Annotated in this window: 20 protein-coding genes; 12 read left to right on the top strand and 8 right to left on the bottom strand. The window is 71.0% G+C overall.

All coding sequences use genetic code 11. The features are described 5' to 3' along the window. Window positions 1-859, top strand: an 859-nt coding sequence (locus E1286_RS33885; RefSeq protein WP_246075442.1) for a thioesterase family protein, incomplete at its 5' end; no start/stop codon positions are given. 233 nt (window positions 860-1,092) lie between these two features. Beyond that, window positions 1,093-1,923 (top strand): maleylpyruvate isomerase family mycothiol-dependent enzyme, encoded by an 831-nt coding sequence (locus E1286_RS33890; RefSeq protein ID WP_165970036.1) that lies wholly within the window; start codon window positions 1,093-1,095, stop codon window positions 1,921-1,923. A 163-nt stretch (window positions 1,924-2,086) separates the two neighbouring features. On the opposite strand, the gene E1286_RS33895 is transcribed toward E1286_RS33890, so the two are convergent. Next, window positions 2,087-4,366, bottom strand: a complete 2,280-nt coding sequence (locus E1286_RS33895; protein WP_132619081.1) for a peptidase M6 — start codon at window positions 4,364-4,366, stop codon at window positions 2,087-2,089. 231 nt (window positions 4,367-4,597) lie between these two features. On the opposite strand from E1286_RS33895, the gene E1286_RS33900 reads away from it, so the two are divergent. Beyond that, a complete protein-coding gene (locus E1286_RS33900) occupies window positions 4,598-5,809 on the top strand; it encodes a PucR family transcriptional regulator (protein ID WP_132619083.1) in 1,212 nt (403 codons plus the stop codon). Window positions 5,810-5,831: 22 nt separating this feature from the next. Here E1286_RS33900 and E1286_RS33905 read toward each other — a convergent pair whose 3' ends face one another. Next, a complete protein-coding gene (locus tag E1286_RS33905; RefSeq protein ID WP_132619085.1) occupies window positions 5,832-7,895 on the bottom strand; it encodes an OmpL47-type beta-barrel domain-containing protein in 2,064 nt (687 codons plus the stop codon). A 186-nt stretch (window positions 7,896-8,081) separates the two neighbouring features. Between E1286_RS33905 and E1286_RS33910 the strand changes: the two genes are divergently transcribed. Further along, entirely contained in the window at window positions 8,082-9,119 is a 1,038-nt protein-coding gene (locus E1286_RS33910) for an LD-carboxypeptidase (RefSeq protein ID WP_132619087.1), read from the top strand. Window positions 9,120-9,123: 4 nt separating this feature from the next. On the opposite strand, the gene E1286_RS33915 is transcribed toward E1286_RS33910, so the two are convergent. The 3 genes from E1286_RS33915 to E1286_RS33925 all read right to left on the bottom strand — a co-directional run bounded on the left by E1286_RS33915 (window position 9,124) and on the right by E1286_RS33925 (window position 11,127). Then, window positions 9,124-9,354: a hypothetical protein gene (locus tag E1286_RS33915; RefSeq protein WP_132619089.1), complete on the bottom strand. Its 231-nt coding sequence runs from the start codon at window positions 9,352-9,354 to the stop codon at window positions 9,124-9,126. A gap of 30 nt (window positions 9,355-9,384) precedes the next feature. Next, window positions 9,385-10,311, bottom strand: a complete 927-nt coding sequence (locus E1286_RS33920; protein WP_132619091.1) for an MBL fold metallo-hydrolase — start codon at window positions 10,309-10,311, stop codon at window positions 9,385-9,387. Window positions 10,312-10,386: 75 nt separating this feature from the next. Beyond that, window positions 10,387-11,127: a TetR/AcrR family transcriptional regulator gene (locus E1286_RS33925; protein WP_342776287.1), complete on the bottom strand. Its 741-nt coding sequence runs from the start codon at window positions 11,125-11,127 to the stop codon at window positions 10,387-10,389. Here E1286_RS33925 and E1286_RS33930 point away from each other — a divergent pair. Further along, complete coding sequence (locus tag E1286_RS33930; protein WP_281282808.1) at window positions 11,079-11,654, top strand: GAP family protein; 576 nt, start codon at window positions 11,079-11,081, stop codon at window positions 11,652-11,654. The two genes, E1286_RS33925 and E1286_RS33930, sit on opposite strands and share 49 nt — an antisense overlap. A 20-nt stretch (window positions 11,655-11,674) precedes the next feature. Here the strand turns inward: E1286_RS33930 and E1286_RS33935 are convergent, their stop codons facing one another. Continuing rightward, window positions 11,675-12,829, bottom strand: a complete 1,155-nt coding sequence (locus E1286_RS33935; protein WP_132619097.1) for an FAD-dependent monooxygenase — start codon at window positions 12,827-12,829, stop codon at window positions 11,675-11,677. A 200-nt stretch (window positions 12,830-13,029) separates the two neighbouring features. Between E1286_RS33935 and E1286_RS33940 the strand changes: the two genes are divergently transcribed. The 5 genes from E1286_RS33940 (at window position 13,030) to E1286_RS33960 (ending at window position 18,556) form a co-directional block, all read left to right on the top strand. Next, window positions 13,030-13,857 (top strand): hypothetical protein, encoded by an 828-nt coding sequence (locus tag E1286_RS33940; protein WP_132619099.1) that lies wholly within the window; start codon window positions 13,030-13,032, stop codon window positions 13,855-13,857. A 46-nt stretch (window positions 13,858-13,903) separates the two neighbouring features. Then, entirely contained in the window at window positions 13,904-14,926 is a 1,023-nt protein-coding gene (locus E1286_RS33945) for a P1 family peptidase (protein ID WP_132619101.1), read from the top strand. 42 nt (window positions 14,927-14,968) lie between these two features. Beyond that, a complete protein-coding gene (locus E1286_RS33950) occupies window positions 14,969-15,808 on the top strand; it encodes an alpha/beta fold hydrolase (RefSeq protein WP_132619103.1) in 840 nt (279 codons plus the stop codon). A 202-nt stretch (window positions 15,809-16,010) separates the two neighbouring features. Next, window positions 16,011-17,657: an ABC-F family ATP-binding cassette domain-containing protein gene (locus tag E1286_RS33955; RefSeq protein WP_246075444.1), complete on the top strand. Its 1,647-nt coding sequence runs from the start codon at window positions 16,011-16,013 to the stop codon at window positions 17,655-17,657. Window positions 17,658-17,737: 80 nt separating this feature from the next. Continuing rightward, window positions 17,738-18,556 carry an alpha/beta fold hydrolase gene (locus E1286_RS33960; protein ID WP_132619105.1) on the top strand — a complete coding sequence of 273 codons (819 nt, stop codon included), beginning with the start codon at window positions 17,738-17,740 and terminating at the stop codon, window positions 18,554-18,556. 126 nt (window positions 18,557-18,682) lie between these two features. Here the strand turns inward: E1286_RS33960 and E1286_RS33965 are convergent, their stop codons facing one another. Continuing rightward, complete coding sequence (locus E1286_RS33965) at window positions 18,683-19,774, bottom strand: PrsW family intramembrane metalloprotease (protein ID WP_165970039.1); 1,092 nt, start codon at window positions 19,772-19,774, stop codon at window positions 18,683-18,685. Window positions 19,775-19,940: 166 nt separating this feature from the next. Here E1286_RS33965 and E1286_RS33970 point away from each other — a divergent pair, with 166 nt between their 5' ends. Further along, window positions 19,941-20,648 (top strand): MerR family transcriptional regulator, encoded by a 708-nt coding sequence (locus E1286_RS33970; RefSeq protein WP_132619109.1) that lies wholly within the window; start codon window positions 19,941-19,943, stop codon window positions 20,646-20,648. A 174-nt stretch (window positions 20,649-20,822) separates the two neighbouring features. Here E1286_RS33970 and E1286_RS33975 read toward each other — a convergent pair whose 3' ends face one another. After that, complete coding sequence (locus E1286_RS33975; RefSeq protein ID WP_132619111.1) at window positions 20,823-21,422, bottom strand: TetR/AcrR family transcriptional regulator; 600 nt, start codon at window positions 21,420-21,422, stop codon at window positions 20,823-20,825. A 47-nt stretch (window positions 21,423-21,469) separates the two neighbouring features. On the opposite strand from E1286_RS33975, the gene E1286_RS33980 reads away from it, so the two are divergent. Then, the gene (locus E1286_RS33980; protein WP_132619113.1) at window positions 21,470-22,102 is read left to right on the top strand and encodes a hemerythrin domain-containing protein; all 633 of its coding nucleotides are present in this window, start codon (window positions 21,470-21,472) and stop codon (window positions 22,100-22,102) included. Window positions 22,103-22,144: the final 42 nt, after the last annotated feature.

Genomic DNA, 22,144 nt, shown 5'->3' on the forward strand with positions numbered 1-22,144 from the left:
CCCCAAGCCACTATGGAGAACGCGGGACGACACAAGCACCCTGCCCGCGAGCACCAACGGGGGAACACGCATGGGGACATTTCACGAAGCCACCGCCGTCACCCGCCGCGGCCACGCCTACGAAACCGCTCTGGACCCACAATGGACCGTCGCCGGCAAACCGCACGGCGGCTACCTGCTCGCCACCATGACCCGCGCCGCCTGCCACAGCGCGGGCCCCCGCCACCCACAGCCCGCCACCGTCACCGCGGCCTTCCTCACCGCACCCACGCCAGGCCCCGCCGACATCCACATCGACCACCTGCGAACCGGCCACGGCACCACCCAGACCCGGGCCCGCCTCACCCAGAACGACACCCTCCACGTCGAAGCACTCATCACCCTCGAGCACCTGACCCATGACGGCCCCACCTGGTCAGGCCTCGAACCCGTCCACCTCCCCGCCGAACACCGATGCCCACGCACCCCACCACGAGAACCCGGCGGAACCACCCCCGTGCCACTCATGGAAGTCATCGAGCAACGACTCGACCCCCTGTCCGACACGCCGTCACACCGCGGATTCATCGCAGGCTGGCAACGCCTCGCCGACGGCACCGACTGGGACCCGCTCTCACTCCTCGTCGCCCTCGACCTCGTCCCGTCCGTCACCTACGACCTCGGCCTGCCCGACCGCACAACCACCATCCAGTTCAGCGCCTACATCCGTCGCATCCCCGCACCCGGCCCACTCCGCTTCAGCATGCACGCCTCGGACATCACCAACGCCCGAATGGACGAAACCACGTACCTCTGGGACAGCGAAGACCGCCTCGTCGCCCAAGCCACCCAACTCGCCGCCATCCGCACGCCGACATGAACAGGGAAGCCCCCGGCCTCATCCCGGCCGGGGGCTTCCCTGTCATCAGTGTGATCGTTGCGCATCCTCGCCGATCCACTACCCACCCCACCGCGGTTACACCAGACAGGGCCAATCAGGCCCCCGCTCCACGGTTCCCAAGACCCCCGGGGAAGGGCACGCTGTTCCCACACGCAGGGCACACCCGCCCTTCACCACCGACCACGACCACAAGAACTCCCGAGGGTGAACTCGTGAGCGCCGAACCGAGCCGACTGACGCTGACGGAGAGATCCGGCCTGAGCCGAGACCCCGAAGCGGTACGCGAAGCCCTGTACACCCACCGCATCAGACTCACCGGCCGGCTCGCCGAGCTCTCCCCCGCCGACTGGACGGCCCCCACCCGATGCACCGAGTGGACCGTCCACGAAGTCGCCCGTCACCTCGTCGACGTCGCCGAGTTCCACGTCGCCTGCCTCACCGGCCGGCTGGCGCACAGCCGCTTCGGCCGCCTCCGCGAGTTCGACCCGACCTCGACCCCCGGGGAATGGCTGCGCGACTCCGCCGGCCGATCACCGGAACAGACGATCGACGCGCTGGTCACGCTCACCGAGGCCGAACACGACAGCCTGGGCCGCCTCATCGACGCCTCCGCCACGGTGACCAGCCCCCTCGGCGGACGATGGCACTGGTCCGTGCTCGCCCTCCACATCCTCTGGGACGCGTGGATGCACGAGCGCGACATGTCCGCGACCCTGCGGGCCGGCCGGCCGCAGAGCGCCGCGATCCAGCGACTCGTCGCCCTCTACGGCCTGCTGGTCTCCGCCAGTGTCGCCGCGAGGTCCGGCGAGGTGCCCCAGGTGACCGTCCGTCTCGTCGGCAGCCCAGACGACATGTACGAAATTTCCGGACCCCGGGGCGATGTGCGGGTCACCGCCGGAGCCACCTCATCCCCGCACCTCAGCGGTCGTTTCGAAGCGGTCCTGGAGAGCGTCGCCGGACGCGGGCCGCGCCTCGCCGAGGTCGTCGGCGTCTCGAACCCCGCGGTCGAGCACCTCTCCCGGCTGACGGCCATCATGAAGTAGCAGCGCGGGCCTGTCGCTCGCAGGCGACGGGCGGAGCCCGTTCCTCAGTGGTGTCATGGACGGGCGCATGCCCGTGGAGGGCGCCTTTACATTGTAGATTCAGAAGACGACGCCGGCCCTGACCCACCGATGGGGGTCAGGGCCGGCGTGCGGGATCACCAGGTCAGCGGCCGGTGTCCTGCGTCTTCACCTTGCAGGTGGCCGTGGCCGTCTTGGCCGGGTCGCTCACCGAGGCCGCGGTCAGCGTGACCGTCCCCGCGTGGGCGCTGTCCGGCGTACGCGTCACGAACACCGGCACCGCCACCGACTCCCCGAACGCCGCCGTGGCGAGGTCGTTCGGCAGCTGAGCCTGCCAGCCCTCCCCCGCGGCCGAGGCCGACAGCCGGTAGACGTCGTTCTTCAGGTGCGCCCGCTCGTCCTGCGGGTGCAGCGCCGGATCGGTCGCCGCGTCCTTGCCGGTGTTGGTCAGCCGGAACGAGCAGTCGGTCGCGTGCGCCGGGGCCCCGCCCACGGGCTTGCCCTTCGTCAGCGCCACACCGCGCTGCTGCGGCCCGGCGCCCTCCGGGTTCTGCACGCCGATGGCGTAGTGCAACAGGCCCTTGTCGTCCTCGTAGTTGTCGAGGATGTAGAAGCGCAGGCCGTTGGCGGCGTCGACGTACTCGTTCTTGGAGCCCGAGTTCGTGCCGGCGTGGAACAGCGCGTCGTTGAGCTGCCGGTAGTCGCCGATCGTGCGCATCACCTTGGTGCCGTCGGGCCGCACGTAGTCAACCATGTCGATGTCCTCGGGATGCGCGTCCACCACCCACGTGAAGCAGTTGTAACCGCAGGTGGAGCCCTCCTCGCCGTCCTCGCCGGGCTCGAAGGTCTTGTTCTTGGCGATCAGCACGCCGTTGTCCGGCTGGAACGAGCCGTACCCGATCCGCTGCACCGTCTCCAGCGTGTAGTTCTTCCACTCGCCTGCGGGGCCGCCGCCGTCGCACAGCGGGTCGGTGCCGACGTCACACGCCGGCGAACGGTCGACCGGCGCGGCGCCGTCCAGCAGCACCTGGACGCCCGCCCGGGTGCCCTTGGGCAGCTCGCCCGCGTTCACCGCCCGGGCGACCACGTCCACGACAGCCAGGCCCGACTTCGCCAGCCCGTCGCGGTTGAGCCGCAGCACCGAGGAGTACGGGACGAAGCCCATCCCGATCTTGCTGCGCAGCGTCAGCTCGGCGCCCATCGAGGCGCCCTGCTGCGCGGGCACCTGCCAGCGGTTGTGCGGGCCGCCCGGACCGTTGAACGAGCCGCGGTCCATCATGTCCCACGTGCCGGAACCCGCCCGGTGGTAGGGCTGGATGTACGGGTTGTTGTTGTTGTCGCCGATGCTGAAGAAGAAGTGGGCCAGCTCGTGCGTGATCGTGCCCGAGCTCTCTCCCTGCCGGACCGTCGACTGGCCCCACAGCTGCGAGCCCGCCAGCCAGGATGTCCAGGGCACGTACCGGCTGCGCACGGCGTTGGGCTGCTCCGGGTTCGGGTTGCCCCAGATCTCGCGCGGCACGTCGTCCGGCGAGTTGAACTTCATCTCCCCGAACTCCTGCCACACCGAGGTCTCGTCGTAGCCGCCGTAGATGCGCAGCACCACGTCGAAGCCGCAGTTACGGGTGCAGTCGGCGTCCTCGTGCCAGAGCCGGTCGGCGTCGGTCTCCAGGCGGGTGCCGGCGCAGTTGTTGATGGCGGCCTTGTCGGCGACCGTCACCGCGCCGTCGAGGACGAGGTGCGTGCCGTCGGGGATGCCGGTGACGACCCGCTGACCGGCCGGCGAGACCCCCGCGATCGTGATGAGGTCGCCGACCTTGAAGAACTTCGTCGAGGCCACCGCGAGGGTGGTCACGCCGTTCTGGGCGCCGGTGACCGTGGTGGTGCCGGGGCAACCCTCCTGGTTCGGCTGGCCGATGTCGTTGAGTCCGTACTGCGAGGAGTTCTTCGGCATCCGGTACGGCCCGAACGACGTGATCGAGGAGACGCCGATCTTGCCGCCGCTCTGCTCCATCCAGTACCCGTTGATCGTCTGGAAGTTGTTCACCGGGCTCGGCTTGTTGAAGAAGTCGGCGTAGAACTGCGGGACGTCGTCCCGGCTGACCGGGTCGATCTGCGGGTTGCCGAACGGGTCCGACTGCTTCGGCTTGGTGATCACGAACGGCTGGTCGGGGAAGTCGACCGCGACCAGCGCCACCCGCAGCGCCCGGTCGGTGGGGACCGCGCCGTTGGTGGCCCAGCTGACCCCGGGGATCGGCTTGTAGTCGGCCCAGGTCATGTCCTCCTGGTCCTGCACCCGCTGCGGGTCGATCGGCTGCATCGCGGGCGGGCTCCACGCAGCGGCGGTGGTGGCCTGGCTGGCCTGCGTCATGTTCAGCGATAGGACGAGTACGAGAGTGCCGAGCACCGCCAGGGTCTTGCTCGACATTCGTCGGGATGGACGGCGGCCGCGGTTTAAGAGCACAAACAACACCTTCCTCAACGAACCTGCCGACGCCGAACCCTACGGTCCGCCGACGCCCGCGTCACTGTGCAGATGCCGAAACCGCGCCGCCGGCCGTCCCGACGTATGTCGAGATTCCACGCTCGAACCGTTTGACGGAACGCATGATCCGGCACATACCCGGAGAACCTTCCTACGTCCGTCGAAAGCGGTGCGATGCTGTCGGAGCTGCAAACGATCGTGGACTCGCTGGCGAGCCGCGTCGGCCGTCCCGCGCTGATCGAGGACCACCGCCAGCGGGTCGTCGCCTACAGCGAGCAACTCGAGCCGATGGACGAGGTGCGCCGGATGTCGATCCTGCGCCGCCAGACCACACCCGAGGTCATCGCGTTCTTCAGGAAGGTCGGCATCACGCAGGCCAAGGGCGCGATCCGCACCCCGGCCTGCGACGAGCTGCAGATGCTGCCCAGGATCTGCGTGCCGATCCGCCACGGCGACATGCTGCTCGGCTACGTCTGGGTCATCGACGCCGACCAGTCGATGACCGCCGACGAGATCGCCGCGGTCTCCACGACCACCGACGACCTGGCGCTGGCCCTGTACCGCGAGAACCTCGCCGGCGAGCTTGCCTCGCAGCGGGAGACGGAGGCGATCCGGCTGCTGCTCGCCGACGAGCGCGACGCCCGCCGGCACGGCGCGATGACGCTGCTGGAGGGCGGCCTGCTCGCCGGCGGCGACGTCCCGACGGCCGCGGTGGTCGCGCGGCTGATCCTGCGTCCCCACGTACGGCTCGACGACCTGGCCCGCATCGCCCTGGAGCAGGCCCTCATCGCCAGCCGCCGCCGCTGCGGCCCCAAGGAGGCCGTGCACCTGGTGCGCTACGACCACGGCGTGCTGCTGGTCCACGACCGCGACGGCGCCGCCCTGGCCGTCGCCGAGCACCTCAACGACGCCCTGCAGACGACCATCCGGGGCCTGCACTGCGTGGCCGGCGCGGTGGTGGGCGTGGGCCGGCCGCGCGCCGAGCTGCCGGAGGTGCGCCTGTCCTACGACGAGGCGGCGCTGGCCGCCCAGGTCGCCGTGCGGTTGCCCGCGGTCGGGCCGGTGGCCAGCTGGTCGCAGCTCGGCATCTACCGCCTGCTGTCGCAGCTGTCCGGCGAGGTGCTGATCAACGCCGGCATCCATCCCGGCCTGGAGAAGCTGATCGCGGACCCGTCGAACCGGCCGCTGCTGGAGACCCTGGAGATGTACCTCGACCTGGCGGGCAACGCGCACGCCACCGCCGTGCAGATGAACCTGCACCGCGCCTCGGTGTACTACCGGCTGCAGCGGGTCGAGCAGCTCGCCGGCACCGACCTGAGGAACGGCAGCGAACGGCTGTCGCTGCACATGGCGCTGAAATTGGCCCGGCTGGCAGGGCCGGCGTGACACCGGCCCTGCCACGGACGGATCAGGGCTCCGTGACCCTGTTCTCGAACGTCAGCGTCCGCGCCTGCTCCTGGTTGCCGTTGGCGTCCACGGAGCGGGAGTCGAGCGTGTGCGTGCCCTTGCGCAGCACCCGGAACGGCTCGCCGTAGGTCCGCCACTTCCCGCCGTCCAGCCGGTACTGGGTCCGGGTCACGCCGGAGCCCCAGCCGTCGTCCGCCGTGAGCGTCACGAACGGATTGACGTACGTCTCACCCTGGCGGGGCGGCCGCTGGGTCAGCGCCGCCTCGGTCGTGGGCGGGTCGACCTCGATCGCCTTCAGCGCCGCCCGCACATCGGGCAGCGGGCCGATGTGCTCGCCAGCGGTCGCCGAGCCCTGCGGGGTGCCGGTGCGCTTGAGCAGGTCGGCGATCTCCGTCGCCGTCCACGGCTCCTGCCCGGTGGCCTTCAGGTACGACTGGACGGCCACGACCGCGCCGGTGACGATCGGCCCGGCGCCCGAGGTGCCGCCGAACGTCCTGGTGTAGCGGACGTTCACGTTCGCCGGGTCGGTGCCGCCCTGCAGGTTGCCGTTGCCGCCGGAGGTGACGATGTTGTGTCCCCAGCCCTGCAGGTCGAACCTGGAGCCGTAGTTGGAGAAGTTCAGCCGCTCACGTTCGGTGCTGCTGCCGGCGCCGACCATGATCGCACCGGAGTCCTGGACGCTGCGGTCGAACCACTTGATGCCGTTCTGCACGTACAGGTCGGAGTCGACGTTCTGGTTGCCGTTGCCGCCGGTCTCCACCACGGTGACGCCGAGCCCGTCGAGCAGCTTGATCGCGTCGAAGACCGACGGGATCCACTCCAGCGGGGCGTAGTTGCTGCCGCCGAGCGGGCCCGACGTCTGCTGCTCCAGCAGCACCGCGTCCCCGGGCGCGAGCGCGCCGAGCCCGGCCAGGTACGCCAGCGCCGCCCCCGGGCTCCACCGGGTGCCGCCGGAGGGCAGCGCCTGCGTGGGCGAGATGCCGTACATCGTGGCCTCCGGCACGCTGCCGGTCACGCCGTAGCCGTTGTCCTGGCCGACCAGCTCGCCGAAGACCGCCGTGCCGTGCTCGTCGGCGAAGCCCGTGTAGCGCGGGAACACCGAGCCGCCGAGGTCGCTGGACGCGTCGAGCCGCAGGTCCTCGTGGGAGACGTTCCAGTCGTACTCCAGGTCGACGATCTTGATGCCGGCGCCGCGGGCGCGCGGGTCCTGGTGGGAGAAGTCGGCGTCGATGCCCTGCGGCGCGGGCCGCAGGTAGCCCTGCTGCTCGCTGAAGTCGGGAGTCGCCGACGCCGATACCGACGACGGCGGCGGGGCGAGGTCGGGGGCCGGGTAGGCGAAGGCCACCTCGGGGAGCGCGCGCAGCTCGGCGACCGCCTGCTCCACGTCCACGTCGGCGGGCAGCACCACGGTGTACCAGGAGGCCATGTCGGGCACCGCCTCGCCGCGCGTCCTGGCCCTGGCGCTCGTGTCGTCCAGCTTCGCCACCGCGGCGCCGGGCAGCAGCGGCGTGACGGAGCGGGCGCCGTGGCGGTCGAGGACGGCCTGGACGGGGTCGAGGTCCTCACCGCGGGCGCTGCGCAGGCTCTGGCCCGTGCCGCGGACCCGGAGCGCTTCGGTGAACTTGACCTCCAGGACGACCTCGGGCGTGACCGCGGCCGAGGTCGTGAATCCCCGGCCGTCGCCCAGGGACCCGGTCACGGTGAGCGCGTCGGTGCCGGGGCCGAGCCCGGCCCGGGACAGCTCCTCCTTGTCGGCGTGCACGACCAGGTCGGCCCGCCCGTCGTGGTCGGCGTCGGCCGTGGAGGTGAGGTATCCGCCGTCGTCGCGGGCCACCGGCGCGCCGTCGCCCAGCCGGACGGTGGCCGGGTCGACCGCGGTGGCGTCCACGCCGTCCGCGCTCAGCAGCGTGACGGGGACGAATCCCGGCCCGGCGATGTTGACGCCGGCCGGCAGGACGGCCTTGATCGGGAGTGCGGGCGGGGTCGCGGCGTGCGCGGGCAGAGCCACGACCGCGCCGGCGGCTAAGGTTGCGAGGGCGGCCAGAAGAGCCGGACGTTGCGGCATGACGTATCCGTTCCATGCGAGGAGGGCTGGCGGGGGGTCGGTGCCGATGGAAAGGGGTCGGCAGCATCTAATCCCGAGCGGGCCGCGTCGCGCACTGGCGCATCTGACGGAAGAATCGACGCCCGGGACCTACCGTTGTCGAAAAGGTGTTCCCGGCCGTTGGGGCGCTCGGGTAGCTTGCTCGGCATGCCCGCATACCCGGCCAAGCCCGAGCCCGGTGACAAGGTCGCCGTCCTGTCCCCCGGCGCGGCGGCGCCCGCGATCTTCCCGGAGCCGTACGAGCTGGGTCTGGCCCGCCTGCGGGACGACTTCGGGCTCGTGCCGGTCGAGTACCCGACCACCCGCGAGCTCGGGGCGTCGCCGGCCGCGCGGGCCGCCGACGTCAACGCCGCCTTCGCCGACCCCGAGATCAAGGCCGTGCTCACCTCCATCGGCGGCGACGACCAGATCAAGGTGCTGCGTCACCTCGACCCGGACGTGCTCCGGGCGAATCCGAAGCCGTTCTTCGGCATCAGCGACAACACCAACCTCTGCAACTACCTGTGGAATCTGGGCATCGTGTCCTACTACGGCGGCACCGTCATGACGGTGTTCGGCCGCGGCGGCCGGATGAACCCGCAGGCCGAGCAGGCGGTGCGGGCCGCGTTGTTCACCCATGACGTCCACGAGCTGCGCCCCGCAGACCTCTACGGCGACGTCGACCAGGACTGGAAGAACCCCGCGCTGCTGGAGCACGAGCCCGACATGTTCCCCGGCGACGGCTGGCGCTGGCACGGCGCGAGCCGCGCGGTGACCGGCCCGTCCTGGGGCGGCTGCCTGGAGCTGGTCGACTGGAACCTGCGCGTCGGCACCCACATCCGCGAGCCCGCCGCCTACGACGGGTGCGTGCTGTTCCTGGAGACCACCGAGGAGCTCCCCGACGCGGGCTACGTCTACACCGTGCTGATGTGCATGGGCGAGCGCGGCCTGCTCGGCCGGTTCGCCGCGGCCGTCGTGGGGCGGCCCAAGGCGTGGTCGCTGGACTCACCGCTCCCGCCGGAGCGGAAGGCCGCGTACGCCGAGGCGCAGCGTGCGGCCGTGCTCCGGGCGTTCGCCGAATACAACCCGGACATTCCGCTCGTCCTCAACGTGGACATCGGCCACACCGATCCCCAGCTGGTCGTTCCGTACGGGGGCGAGATCACCGTCGACGCGCACGCCGGCCGCATCACCGTGCGGTACTGATCGACTACGGGCCCGCGCCACCACTCCTGAGGACCGCGCCGAGCGGGAGAACGCTCCCGACATCTCGATCTGGCTCGGCGAGGTGGGCCGGGCCTGGCACGAGCGCGCTCTGGCCGACCCGGATCAGGATCACGACGGCGCCGAGCACGACGGCGCCCCGCCGGGGTACGCCGTGCTCGGCGGCGCCGTCACCGAGCAGGACGGCGCCTCCGCGGATCTGCTCATCAGGGTCCATCGGCCACGATGAGCCGGCGCGGGCTCATCGTCAGCCGGCCTTGCCGTCGGTGACGATCCGGCCGCGCAGCATGGCCTCCATGACCTGCATGAAACGCTGCGCGCGCGGCTCGCCGACGACGAACGGGTTCGCCGCGCCGCCGCGGCGCAGTTCCTCCAGGCGTTGCAGGCCGTGGTCGGACATCAGGTGGTTGTTCAGCTCGACGTCCACGCGCGCCCGCCGCATGTGGGCGGCGAAGGCGAGGACGGACGCCACGTACGTGCGCTTGTCCTTGGTCGCGGCCGGCGGGTTCGTCCCGCCCCACAACATCGCCGTGTGCGGCCGTCCCTTCCAGCGCACGGGGAAGATCATCGAGACGGTGCCCGGGGTGTGGCCGGGCGTGTGGTGGAAGGTCACGGTGGTGTCGCCGAGGGTCAGTCTCCGGCCGTCGGCGATGTCGAGGTCCGGAGTGAGAGCGTCGCCGGCGAGGGCCCGGTCGGCCTTGTGCATCATGACCCGGGCGCCGAACCGGCGGGCCAGGTACCCGGCGCCGCCGAAGTGGTCGCGGTGCCCGTGGGAGACGACCACGTACTTGATCGCCGAGGGGTTCACTCCGACCGAGCGCAGCTGGGGGACGAGGATCTGCTCGGCTTCGTCCGCCGAGTTCAGCGCGTCGATGAGGATCACCCCCCGGGAGGTGACGATCGCCGTGGCGGACACCAGGGAGGTGCTGACCACCGCCACGTTGTCGAAGGTCCTCAGCGGCTTGGGCGCCTTCACCTGCGGCACCTCGGCCCCGGGAGACAGCGCCCTGACGAGGTTCCGCAGGACCGGGTCCTCGCCGGCCAGCCGGGCCGCCCGCTCGTAGTAGTCGGGAGCGCTCGCGGCCCGCGCCTCCGCCCGCCCTCCCGCGAGGGGCAGGAACAGGGCGCCGGCCAGCACGGCGCGGCGGGACGGGCTCGGCTGCTCGATGGGCATCCGGAAGGTCACCTGCTTTCCAGTACGACTTGTTTCCAGTACGGCTTGTGGCACAGCCCAGCAGAGCAGAGCCGATCACGTGGCGTCCAATAGCGAGATCACCCGCGCACCGATAGAGGAGTCGATATCACCCCTGGTCGAACGATCGCTTGGGACGGCTTGCAGCAGTGAGCGCAGCAGTCGCGCGGCGGTGTCGGCGGACACTTCGCCGGGCGTGAGGGTGATCTGGGCGGCGAGCCCGTCGGCGAACGTGTGCAGGAGGGCCGCCCAGAGCTCGACCTGGGGATCAGGGTGCGGGTGCGCGGCCTCGCCCGGCTCGACGACCGGCTCGTGTCCGCGTACGGCGGCGACGCACTGGCGGTAGACCGCCCGCTGGTCGTTCCACGTCACAGAGCCTCCCTCTGGAGGGTGCCGGCGTTCCCATTCCACGATCGCCGACCACAGCGCGTACTCCTCGCGCCGCTCGGCGTCGAGCGGCAGCATCTCCTCCACGATCGTGGCGACCCCTTCGACCACCGAGCTCGTGGTGCGGGGCCGCTGCACGCGTGGGAGGACGCGCCGGCGGAGGGCGTCGGTGGCGGCCTGGACGACGTAGGTCTGCAGCTCGTGCTGGTTGCGGAAGTAATGCCGCAGGGACCCGGTGGACCAGCCGGCTTCGGCCGCGACTCTGCGGAGCGTCACGCCGGCCAGCCCTTCGCGCAGTATCACCCGGATGGCGGCCTCGCCGAGCTCGGCCCGTCGCTGGTCATGATCAACGAGGTCTGCTGCTGGCCGGGCCGCCTCGCGTGGGCGCGCTGCTCGGCGTGTACCTCGGATCGGTCGCGATCGCGTACTTCGCCTTAGGGGTGCTGCTCATGCTCGGCCTGGGCGCCGTCGTGCCGATCGTCGACGAGGCCGCGTGGGCCTGGGGACAGGGCGTACTCGGCGCGGCGCTCATCGTGGGGAGCTACTTCATCCCCGGCAAAAACCCCGAACGCGCGTCCATCCGGGCCCGGTCCTTCACCATGCGCGCGATGCTGCTGCTGGGCCTGGGGACGTGGCTGTTCGAGTTCGCCACGGCCGTGCCGTACTTCGCCGCGATCGGCATCATGACCATGGCCGGCCCGTCGGCCGTCCAATGGTCGCCGCTCCTCGGCGCGTACGTGACCGTCATGGTGATCCCCGGCATCCTGCTCTACGTCGCCTGGGCCGCCCTGGGCGACCGGATGCGCGAACGGTCCGACCGGTGGCAGGACAAGCTCTCCTCCGGACCCCGCACGACACTGAGCTGGATCGTCGGGACAGCCGGCTTCCTGCTCCTCCTGGACGTGCTGCCAGACGAGATCACCATCATGAGCCGGTGACCGCCCGCGACCGCACCGGCCTACCCGCGCCTGCCCAGTGACGTCAGGGTGCCGATCAGCCGGCCGACGCGGCAGTACAGGCGCGGCGGCAGGTGGGCGAGCAGCGAGGAGTGGCGCTGGCCGAGGAGCGTGACGAGCTGCCGCGGTGGCAGGTCGATGTAGCGCGGCAGGTTCTCGTACCAGCGGGCGCTGTAGCGGGCCGCCTTCTGGCTGGCGCGGACCGCGGATCGGCGTGTACGGGCGTAGCGGCGCAGGGCCACCGGGACGCGCGGGTCCCCCATCAGCGCGCCGGCCAGGCAGGCGGCGTCGGCCAGGGCCAGGGCGGTGCCGGCGCCGATGGAGTAGTGCGTGGTGTGCGCGGCGTCCCCGGCCAGGACCATGTTGTCGCGGTACCAGGCCCGGTTGGTCAGGGTGCGGAAGTGCACCCAGCGCGCGCCGCCCTGCCCCCCGCTCATCAGCGGATGGCCGTCCAGGACGTCGGCGAACAGCTTCTCCAGCAGGCCAAGGCAGTCGGCGTCGTTCATCTCGTGCAGGCCGAGCCCCCTCCAGGTCTCCGGCGGGCACTCGACGACGCAGGTGCTGTGGGTGGTGCTGAACGGATAGCCGTAACACCAGATCCAGCCGTGCTCCGTCGGCACGAAGGCGAAGAGGAAGGACTCGAAGACCTTGGTGGTGCCGAGCCAGGTGTAGACGTTGCGCCCGGCCGCGAAGTGCGGGCGGAAGTGGCCGGCGTGCCGCTCGCGCAGCACACTGTTGACGCCGTCACCGGCGACGACGAGATCCGAGCCGGCCAGCTCCGTCTCGTCGGTGATCTCGTGCTCGAACTCGATGCGCACACCGAGGGAGTAAGCGCGTTCGGTGAGGATGCGGAGCAGCTCGTGCCGGCCGATGCCGAAGCCGTCGTCCCAGCCCTCCACCGTCACGACCGCGCGGTCCTGCAGGTGCATCCTCCACGTCTCCCAGCGGACGGAGGCGTCCCTGATGGCGCACGCGGACTCCGGGTCGCTGTCGTAGAGGGCGTCGAGCAGTTCGGCCCAGTAGGTCACGCCCCAGCCGTACGTGGAGCCGGCCGGATTCCGCTCGTACACGGTGATGTCATGGGACGGGTCCGCCCCTTTCATCAGGATCGAGAAGTACAGACCAGCCGGTCCGCCGCCGACACAGGAGATCTTCACTGGAGTTCCCCACCATTACGCATTGCGACAATATGTAACAGAGTGTAGCAGCGAGGGTTGTCGGCTCCGTCGAGCCGCCGGTCAGAAGATGGCCAAGTCGAGGGCCTTATAGGGAAATACCGGCTTTCATGGTTCGGCTTGACTGTTGATCTTAGATGCACAAGATTGTTCGCGTCTTTCCAGACCATCCAAGGAATCCCATGAAGCGAACCATCGTCGGTGTCGCCGTGGTCGCGGGCCTGGTGCAGCTCAACGCCATCCCCGCGCAGGCAGCACCCGAGATCGACCCGGTCAAGGCACTCAAGGCCGCGCTGGTACGCGGCCAGGCCGTCAACATCGTCGCCACCGTCAAGGCGGACTACGGCCACGGCGTCTCCCTCACCTCCGGCATGGACGGCACCATCGGGTTCGGCCCCCGAGGCGAGATCGCCTCCGACCTGTCCCAGACCCTGCGGTACAGCAAGACGGCGATCAGCAGTGCCAGGAAGCTCGGCCTCGGCGACGACGCCGAGCTCCAGCAGACGCCCGTCAGGACGATCTCCTCCGCCGGCGACGACTACGTCTCCGGGCCCGTCGTCGACGAGGCCCTGCCCCAGGACACGAGCTGGGTGCGCTACCGCGACACCGACCTGCCGGCCAGCAACATGCTGCTCGAAGTCCTGGAGCCCGGCACGCTCAAGGCCCTGCTGATCTCCCGCACCTCCTACAGCGACGGAGTGCTCAAGGGCACCATCAAGGCGGACAAGCTGGCCAAGGTGTCGCGTTCGTTCGCCTCGCGCTTCGGCAAGCCGTCGAAGGCCGCCAACGTCTCCTACACCCTCTGGTTCAGCGGCGACGGCCTGGTCGAGCGGGTCGCCGCCAAGGCCGTCCTGCCCTCCCGCGACGGCTCCCTCCGCGTCGAGTCCGACACCCGCTACTCCGCGTGGGGCCGCCAGGTCACCATCCTGCTGCCCCTCGAAGGCGACGTGATCGATCGGGACCAGCTCGGCGACAAGGCGCCACGCCAGGTGCCCGGCGTCTGGAGCTGACCGCTATCGTCGTGGCGCCGCACCACCGACAGCAACGAGGAACGCCATGACCGACGCAGCCCCGCAGGGACGCCTCCGGGCCCGCTCACTGGGCGTCGCCGCCGGGGCGCTGCCCACCGGGCCACTCAACGCGATCACCGACGTCGACGGCGTGCTGGTCGGGCACGCCACCGTCGACGACGGCGCCGACCTGCACACCGGGGTCACCGCCGTCGTCCCCCCGCGGCTCGGGTTGCCGGCGGCGGTCCACACCGGCAACGGGTACGGCAAGCTCGTCGGCTCGACCCAGGTCGACGAGCTCGGCGTGCTGGAGTCGCCCATCGTGCTGACGGCCACGCTCTCGGTGTTCCGGGCGGCCGACGCGGTGCTGACGTACCTGATGAGGCTCCGCCCGGACGGGCTGTCGTTCAACCCGCTCGTGGGAGAGACCAACGACGGGTTCCTGTCCGACATCCGGCGCCGGCCCATCACCGAGCAGCACGTCCTCGACGCCCTCGAAGGCGCCTGCGGCGGGCTCCCCGCGGAAGGCTGCGTGGGAGCCGGCACCGGCACGACAGCCCTGGGCTACAAGGCCGGGATCGGCACCTCGTCGCGGCGGCTCGTCGCGGACGGCGCCCCCGTGACGGTCGGGGCGCTCGTCCAGGCGAACTTCGGCGGCGTGCTCACCGTCCAGGGCACGCCGATGCCGGTGGAGGAGGTCCTGCCGGGCGTACGGCACGAGGAGCCGCCAGGAAACTCGTGCATGATCGTGGTCGCCACCGACGCCCGGCTCGACGCCCGCCGACTCGGCCGCCTCGCCCGCCGGGCGATCTTCGCCATGGGACGCGTCGGAGCGTCGTACGCCCACGGGAGCGGCGACTACGCGATCGCCTTCACCACCGCGCCGCCACAACGCCCGCCCCTGCCCGACGACCGGCTCGACCCCGTCTTCGCCGCCGTCATGGACGCCGTCGAGGAGTCCCTGCTCAACTCCCTGTTCACCGCGACGACGACCACCGGCGTCCACGGCCACACCAGCCACGCGGTCCCCTACGACCGGCTCCCGATTCGCCCCGGCACGGGCGGGTAGAGGCACCCCCGGGGGGCAGCAGCTCGGTGCAGGGGGAATCGCATGGACGTCGCACACCATCGTGCCGAGACCAACGGAGTCCGGCTCCACTACGTCACCGCCGGATCGGGCCCGGTCGTCCTGTGCCTGCACGGCTGGCCGGAAACCCACCGCGAATACCTGATCCTCATCGAACGGCTCGCCCACCGCTACCGCTTCATCGCCCCCGACCTCAGGGGCTTCGCCGACAGCGACAAACCGTTCAGCGGATACGAGCCCAAGACGATCGCGGCCGACATGCTCGGCCTGCTCGAAGCCGAGAACGTGGAGCGGTTCCATATCCTCGGCCACGATCTCGGCGGTCCGCCCGCCGTCGCGCTCGCCTACCTGGCCGCCGGCCGCGCCCTGTCGCTCGCCACGATCGAGACACCCTTCTTCGGCCTCGACTACCCCGGCTACGTCGACCCGCGCGCCGCGTACTGGCACCTCGGCATGCACATGAACATGGACATCACCCGCTTCCTGGTCGAGGGACGCGAAGAGCAGTACCTGCGCCACTTCTTCCGCGACTTCGCCTACGACCCGACCGCGGTGCCCGAATCCGAGATCCAGGCGTACGCCATCCAGATGCGCCAGCCCGGCAACCTGCGCGCCAGCCTCAACCTCTACGGCTACATCCCGCAGATGGCCGAGCAGACGAAGGAGCTCACCGCCGAGAAACTGACGGTGCCGATGCTGGCCTGGGGCGGCCGCACGTCGTTCGGCTCCCACTGCATCGACAGCGCCAACGCCATCGCGACGAACGCGCAGGGCGGGGTCATCGAACAGTGCGGCCACTGGGTGTTCCAGGAGCAGACCGACTTCATCTGCGACGAACTGGACCGGTTCTGGTCCGCTACGTGACGCCCTCGCGGTACGCACCCTTCGCGGCAGGCTGATACATTCATGCGCATGTATGGTCGATGCGTCTTTTTCATGAGGCCTCGCAGCCGCGCCTGACGGCGCGGCACCGAGCACCCCTTGTCACGTGCCCGCCGTCCCGGCTGATCATCGCCGGGCGGCAGCTTCGTGCTGCCCGGCTCCGGAACGAGCTGCGGAGCGCACCGTGGAAACCACTCCCTCGACCCATGAACTTCTCACCGACCTCACCCTGACCGGCCGCCTGCCCGCCGGCGCCGGCGCGCACATCCGCGCCCGCGGCATCCGCGTCGTCCTCGGCGGACGTCTCGTGCTGGCCGACGCCGAGGCCACCATCTCCCACCGCTCGCGCACGGCCATCGTGGGCGAGAACGGCCGCGGCAAGAGCACCCTGCTGCGCGTCCTGGCCGGCGACCTCGCCCCCGACGACGGACACGTCGAACGCGCGGGCACCATCGGCGTGGTCCACCAGACCCTGCCCGCCCACGACGGCGAGACCGTCGCCACCCTCGTCGCCGAGTCCCTGCGCCCCGCGCACCTGGCCCTGCACGCCCTGGACCGGGCCACCAACGGACTCGAGAACGGCGACGCGGACGCCGACACCCTCTACGCCACCGCCCTCGACGCCGCCATGCGCCTGGACGCCTGGGACGCCGAACGCCGCATCGACCTGGCCCTCGACGGACTCCGCGCCTGCACCGACCGCGACAGGGAGCTCGCCACGCTCTCCGTCGGCGAGCGCTACCGCGTACGCCTGGCGTGCGTCCTCGGCGGCGGGCACGATCTCCTGCTGCTCGACGAACCCACCAACCACCTCGACGCCGACGGCCTCGACTTCCTGGCCGCCCACCTGCGCTCCCGCACGGGCGGCCTGGCGATCGTCACCCACGACCGCGCGCTGCTGCGCGAGGTCGCCGACGAGTTCCTCGACCTCGACCCCAGCCGCGACGACCGTCCCCGCCGCTACGCCGGAGGCTACTCCGGCTGGCACGAGGGCCGCCGCCGCGAACGTGAACGCTGGGCCCAGGACCACGAGGCCCAGCAGGCCGAGCACACCAGGCTCACCCAGGCCGTGCACGAGGCCCGCGATCGGCTCAGCACCGGATGGCGACCCGACAAGGGCACCGGCAAGCACCAGCGCCAGTCGCACGCGCCCGCGGTCGTCCAGAACCTCAAGCGGCGTCAGCAGCAGCTCGACGAGCACCGCGTGACCGTGCCCCCTCCCCCGCCGGCCCTGCGCTGGCCGCAGTTGCGGACCCGTCCCGGGACGCCGATCGTGCGCTGCGACGAGGTCACGGTCACCGGACGCCTGCACAACCCGGTCACCCTCGACCTCGACGGCGGCGACCGGCTGCTCGTCACCGGGCCCAACGGCGCCGGCAAGTCCACGCTGCTCACCCTCCTGGCCGGCGAGCTCACGCCGACCGGCGGGACCGTACGCCGCTCCCCCGGCGCCACGATCGCCCATCTCTCCCAGGAGGTGCCGCCGTGGCCGGCCGGACTGCAGGCGCACGAGGTCTACCGCGGGCACGCCCCCGAAGACGCCGAATCCCTCACCGCCATGGGCCTGCTCGACGCCGAGGCCCTGCGCACCCCCGTCGGGCGCATGTCGCACGGGCAGCGACGCCGCCTGCACCTCGCCCTGTGCCTGGCTCAGCGGCCTGACCTGCTCATCCTCGACGAACCCACCAACCACCTGTCCGCCCTGCTCGTCGACGAGCTCACCGACGCCCTGCGGACCACACCCGCGGCCGTCGTCGTCGCCACGCACGACCGCCAGCTGCTCGCCGACCTCGCCGCATGGCCGGTCACGACCATGTCGAGGAATCCATGAGGCCCAGCGCCTTTACAACGTAGATCAGTAATTCGTGGTTGACTGATTTTCATCATCAGTCACCCGGTCAGGGAGGTCTTGTGGCGGGAGTCTCGCAGCGGGGCGGGTCGCGCCTGCGGTACTGGTGGGACGGGCCGGAGAACGGCCCCGTCGTGGCGCTCACCCACGGCGCCACGATGGACCACCGCATGTTCGATCCCCAGGTGCCCGTCCTGACCGAGGCCGGTTACCGGACGCTCGCCTGGGACCTGCGGGGTCACGGCGAGTCGAAGCCGCTCGGTGAGACCCCGCTGACCATCGCCGACCTGGCGGCCGACCTGCTGGCGCTGCTCGACGAGGCAGGCGTCAGCCGGCCGGTGTGCCTCGTCGGCCAGTCGCTCGGCGGCTATGTCGCCCAGGAGGTGGTCCTGAGCCGGCCCGAGCGGGTCGGCGCCCTGGTCGTCATCGGGTCGACGTGCACGACCATGCCCGTCGCCCGCTGGGAGGCGTGGGCGCTGAAGAGCTCGCCCTGGTGGTTCGCGGCGTGGCCGTTCGGGGATCTGCGGCGCCGGATGGCCGCCAGGACGGCCGAGACGCCGCAGGCCCGCGCCTACGCGTACGAGGCGATCGGGCGGCTGTCCCGGCGCGAGTTCCTCGAGGTGTGGCGGGCGGTCGCCGGAGCCGTACGGCCGCGGCCCGGCTACACCATCGAGCAGCCGCTGCTGCTCACCCACGGCGAGCACGACACGACGGGGAACATCGCGAGAACGGCGCCGAAATGGGCGGCGAGGGACCCGAACTGCCGCTACGAGGTCATCCCCCGCGCCGCCCACAACGCCAACCAGGACAACCCTGCGGAGTTCAACCGGATCCTGCTCGAGTTCCTGCGGGAGCACCATCCCGTCGCCGGCCGGCGGTGACACCCGGCCCGGCCGCCTCACCGGCTCCCACCGCCGCTTGCCACGCGAGGGCAACGCCGACCGTCCCGACCGGCTCCGTCACCGCATCCTCTCGGCCTGCGGCACCGCCGGATGAGACAGAGCCGTTCACCGGACGGATCCCGCGAGCGCGTCGAGCATGTCCGCCCTGGCGGCGGCCGTTGCCCGTGCTCGCTCGTCGAGCCCGTCCCGGTCGGCAGTGGTCTGTGCGCGGATCGTTCGGATGCTGAGCGCGCTCGCTTCTGCTTGGTAGCGACCGGTGGCACGCGCGGCGGTTCGGCCCGAGCGGCGACGTACGTCTCGCCGCCAGCGGCGGCGTTCTGCGAGGCTCGCGAGGAGCGCCACCTCCTCGGGAGCGATGTGTCCGTCGCGCGCGAGAGCCGGCAGGGCCGCGGCGATCATCTTCCCCTCGCGGTTGCGTAGGACGAGCGCCACGACCAGCATCGCGAGGAACACCGGCACCATCACGGCTCCGTAGATCCTGAAGATCAGGAACGGATCGCTTCCGGCGAGCCCCGCCCAGTCCCATACACCGTGCAGCGTGATCGCGACGAGCAGGCCCGCAAGAGTAAGTCCTATGCGTCCGGCTCCGCCGCGCTTGCTCGCGGCGGCGGCGATGCCGAGCCCGAACACGGCGACCATGAGCGGGTGGAAGAACGGCACCATCACCACGCGCAGGAAGAAGCTGATGCCGAGCACGGAGACCGCGTCCGCGCCGGACGTGTCCGATGCGGCGAAGGTGGTGACGATGCGGCCGAAGTAGAGGACGTTCTCCGTGAAGGAGAATCCGGCGCCGACGAGTCCCGCGTAGACGATGCCGTCGAGCAGACCGGTGATCTGCTCGCGGCGACAGATCAGTAGCCAAACCAGGAACAGGCCCTTGAGGACCTCCTCGGTGACCGGGGTGATCACGAGCGGGCGGAACCATGCGCCGAAGTCGGTGCCCATGGTGGTGTCGGCGAGCGCTTGCAGCCCTTCTTGCGACCAGATCGAGCAGAAGGCCGCGAACGACGCACCCCACGCGAACGCCGAGACCAGGCGGCGCGGACGCTCGCGCTCCCAGCGGTCGAGCCAGAGGAACGCGCCCACGATCGGGACAGCGACGAGGGCGGACAGCACAAGGCCGACGGCCACCCCGTCCCACCCGACCTGGCCGGCCACCCAAGCCACGGCCGCCAGCCATGCGGCACCTGCCGGCACGGGCCAGAGGATCCACATCCGACGTCGCTCGGATCTCAAGAACGCTGGCATTCCTGTTCCTTCTCCTCAGCTCGACGCCGCCGTACGCGGTCGGCTTTCAGGAGACACCGTGCCGTTGCGGCATACTCAAGCCCGACGGTCGCGAGGCGCAGACGGGAGGGGCCGCATGGGCTGGAGCACGCGGGAGGTCGCGCGACTCGCCGGGACGACCCTGCGAGCCGTGCGGCACTATCACGAGATCGGTCTGCTCGACGAACCGGAACGGCTGCCGAACGGCTACAAGGTCTATCGCACCGAGCATCTGGTGCGGCTTCTGCAGATCCGCCGTCTCACCGGGCTCGGCTTCACACTCGCGACCATCGCGGCGATGGACGACGACTCCGAGCATCTCGAAGCGGCCCTGCACGCAGTGGATGCGGAACTCGCCGCTACGATCACGCGACTGGAGGAGGCGCGGGAGGAGATCGCCAGGCTGCGACGTCAACCCGTGCCGACCGATCTCCCTTTCGACCTGTCGGTTCCGGCGACCGACGCCCGGCTGTCACCGGCGGACCGGTCGTTGTTCGCCGTGATCTCCCACGTGATCGACGACGACAACTCACCGCACTGGCAAGCTCTCTTGCAGGACTACGAGCCGGACGATGCGACCCGCGAGTTCGACGCGCTCCCGCCTGATGCCGACGAGGAGACACGCGAACGGCTCGCCCGACGCATCGCTCCGCAGATGCTCGCGCTGGTCGACAAGCACCCGGCGCCGCCACGGACCATCGAGCGAGCGGCAGCCGGCACCATCGTCGAAGCGTTGCGCGATCTCTACAACCCGGCACAGCTCGACGTGTTCGTACGCATCTGGAAATCGGCACGTCTGATCTGAGCCGTCTTCACAGGCGGACACCGGGAACGCCGCTCGGGGTCGGACGGCTTCGCCTTACGCGGCGCCACCGTGCTCATCGATCTCCCGCTCGTTCGGTGCACGGTCCTCGCTCGTGGACTCCCGGCTCTCCAGGAGCGCGCCCAGTGGCCCGTGTTCGCCCGGGGGTACCGGCGGTCAGTCGAACATGATGCGGCGCAGGACGCGGGACAGGTGGGTGGTCAGTTCGGCGGCGGTCATCGAGGCGAGCGGGCCGGCCCTGACGATGTAGCGGTTGAAGGCCACGCCGGTCAGCTGCGCGGCCATCAGGTCCACGCGGACGTCCACGTCGTCGCCGTCCAGCACCGTCCGGTACGCGGCGACGCTGCGCCGCTGCATCGCGGTGTAGAGGTCGATCGCGGCCCGCTCGTCGGAGGCGGCGCTGCGGACCAGGGCCACGAACGGGTCGTCGGCGGCGTTCGTCTCCATGCGCGCGACGAACGCCCCGGCCACCCGCTCGGGCAGGGACGCGAGATCGCCCGCGACGACCTCGTCGATGTCGCGGGTGCCGGGCACGGCGCACAGGAACAGGCGTTCCTTGGACGTGAAGTGGCGCATGACGAGCCCGTGGGTGACCCCTGCCCGGCGGGCGATGTCGCGGATCGTGGCGCGGGCGTAGCCGCGCTCGGCGAAGGCCTCGCGGGCGGCCTCGAGGATCGCCGCCCGGTGGGTGTCCGGATCGCGCCTGCGCCTGCGGGCCGGCTCGGCGGGGGGTGTCGCGTCCGGAGCAGATGTCATGCCGCTAATGTACGCCTGGTCATTATCTGTGATTCGGGGGAACCACCATGAGCAACGCCCGGACCGAGCCCATGTCGATCATCGAGACGCGGCTCACCCACGACTTCCACCGCAAGGCCACGTCCTTGCTCGCGGACGCCGCGCGGCGCCCCGGCGTCCCGCTCCCCGCGGTCGCCGTGCTGCGCGACTTCCTGGTGGCCCAGCTGCACCACCACCACGAGAGCGAGGACGACCTGCTGTGGCCGCGGCTCGCGGCCGCCGACGCGCAGGTCGCTGCCGGGCTCGCCGAGCTGTCCGAGGAGCACGAGCGGCTGGACGCGTCCCTCAGCGCCCTGGCCGCCGCCCCGGCGCAGGACGACGGCGACCGCGCCAAGCTGGCGGAGGCCGCGTCGGCCGTCCGCGACCTGGTCCACCGCCACCTGGAGCAGGAGGAGCCGCTGCTGTTCGCGGCGCTGCGCGCCCACATGCCGGCCGAGGACTGGGCGGAGTTCTCGCGCCAGGTCATCGCCACCTCGCCGATGGACGCCGCCCACCTGCTGATCGGCTTCTTCGACCTGGTGGGCGACCCGCGCGAGGTCGAGCTCGTGCTGGCCGGGCTGCCCGAGCCCGCCCGCGCGGCCGTGCCGCTCATACGCGCGCAGGCGGAGGCCGACCTGCGCGTGCTCCAGGCGGCGAGATGAAACCCGGAGGCGGGGTGAAGCGACGGGCGGGCGGGGAAGTAG

This window comes from Nonomuraea terrae, assembly GCF_004348995.1.
Lineage (GTDB): Bacteria > Actinomycetota > Actinomycetes > Streptosporangiales > Streptosporangiaceae > Nonomuraea > Nonomuraea terrae.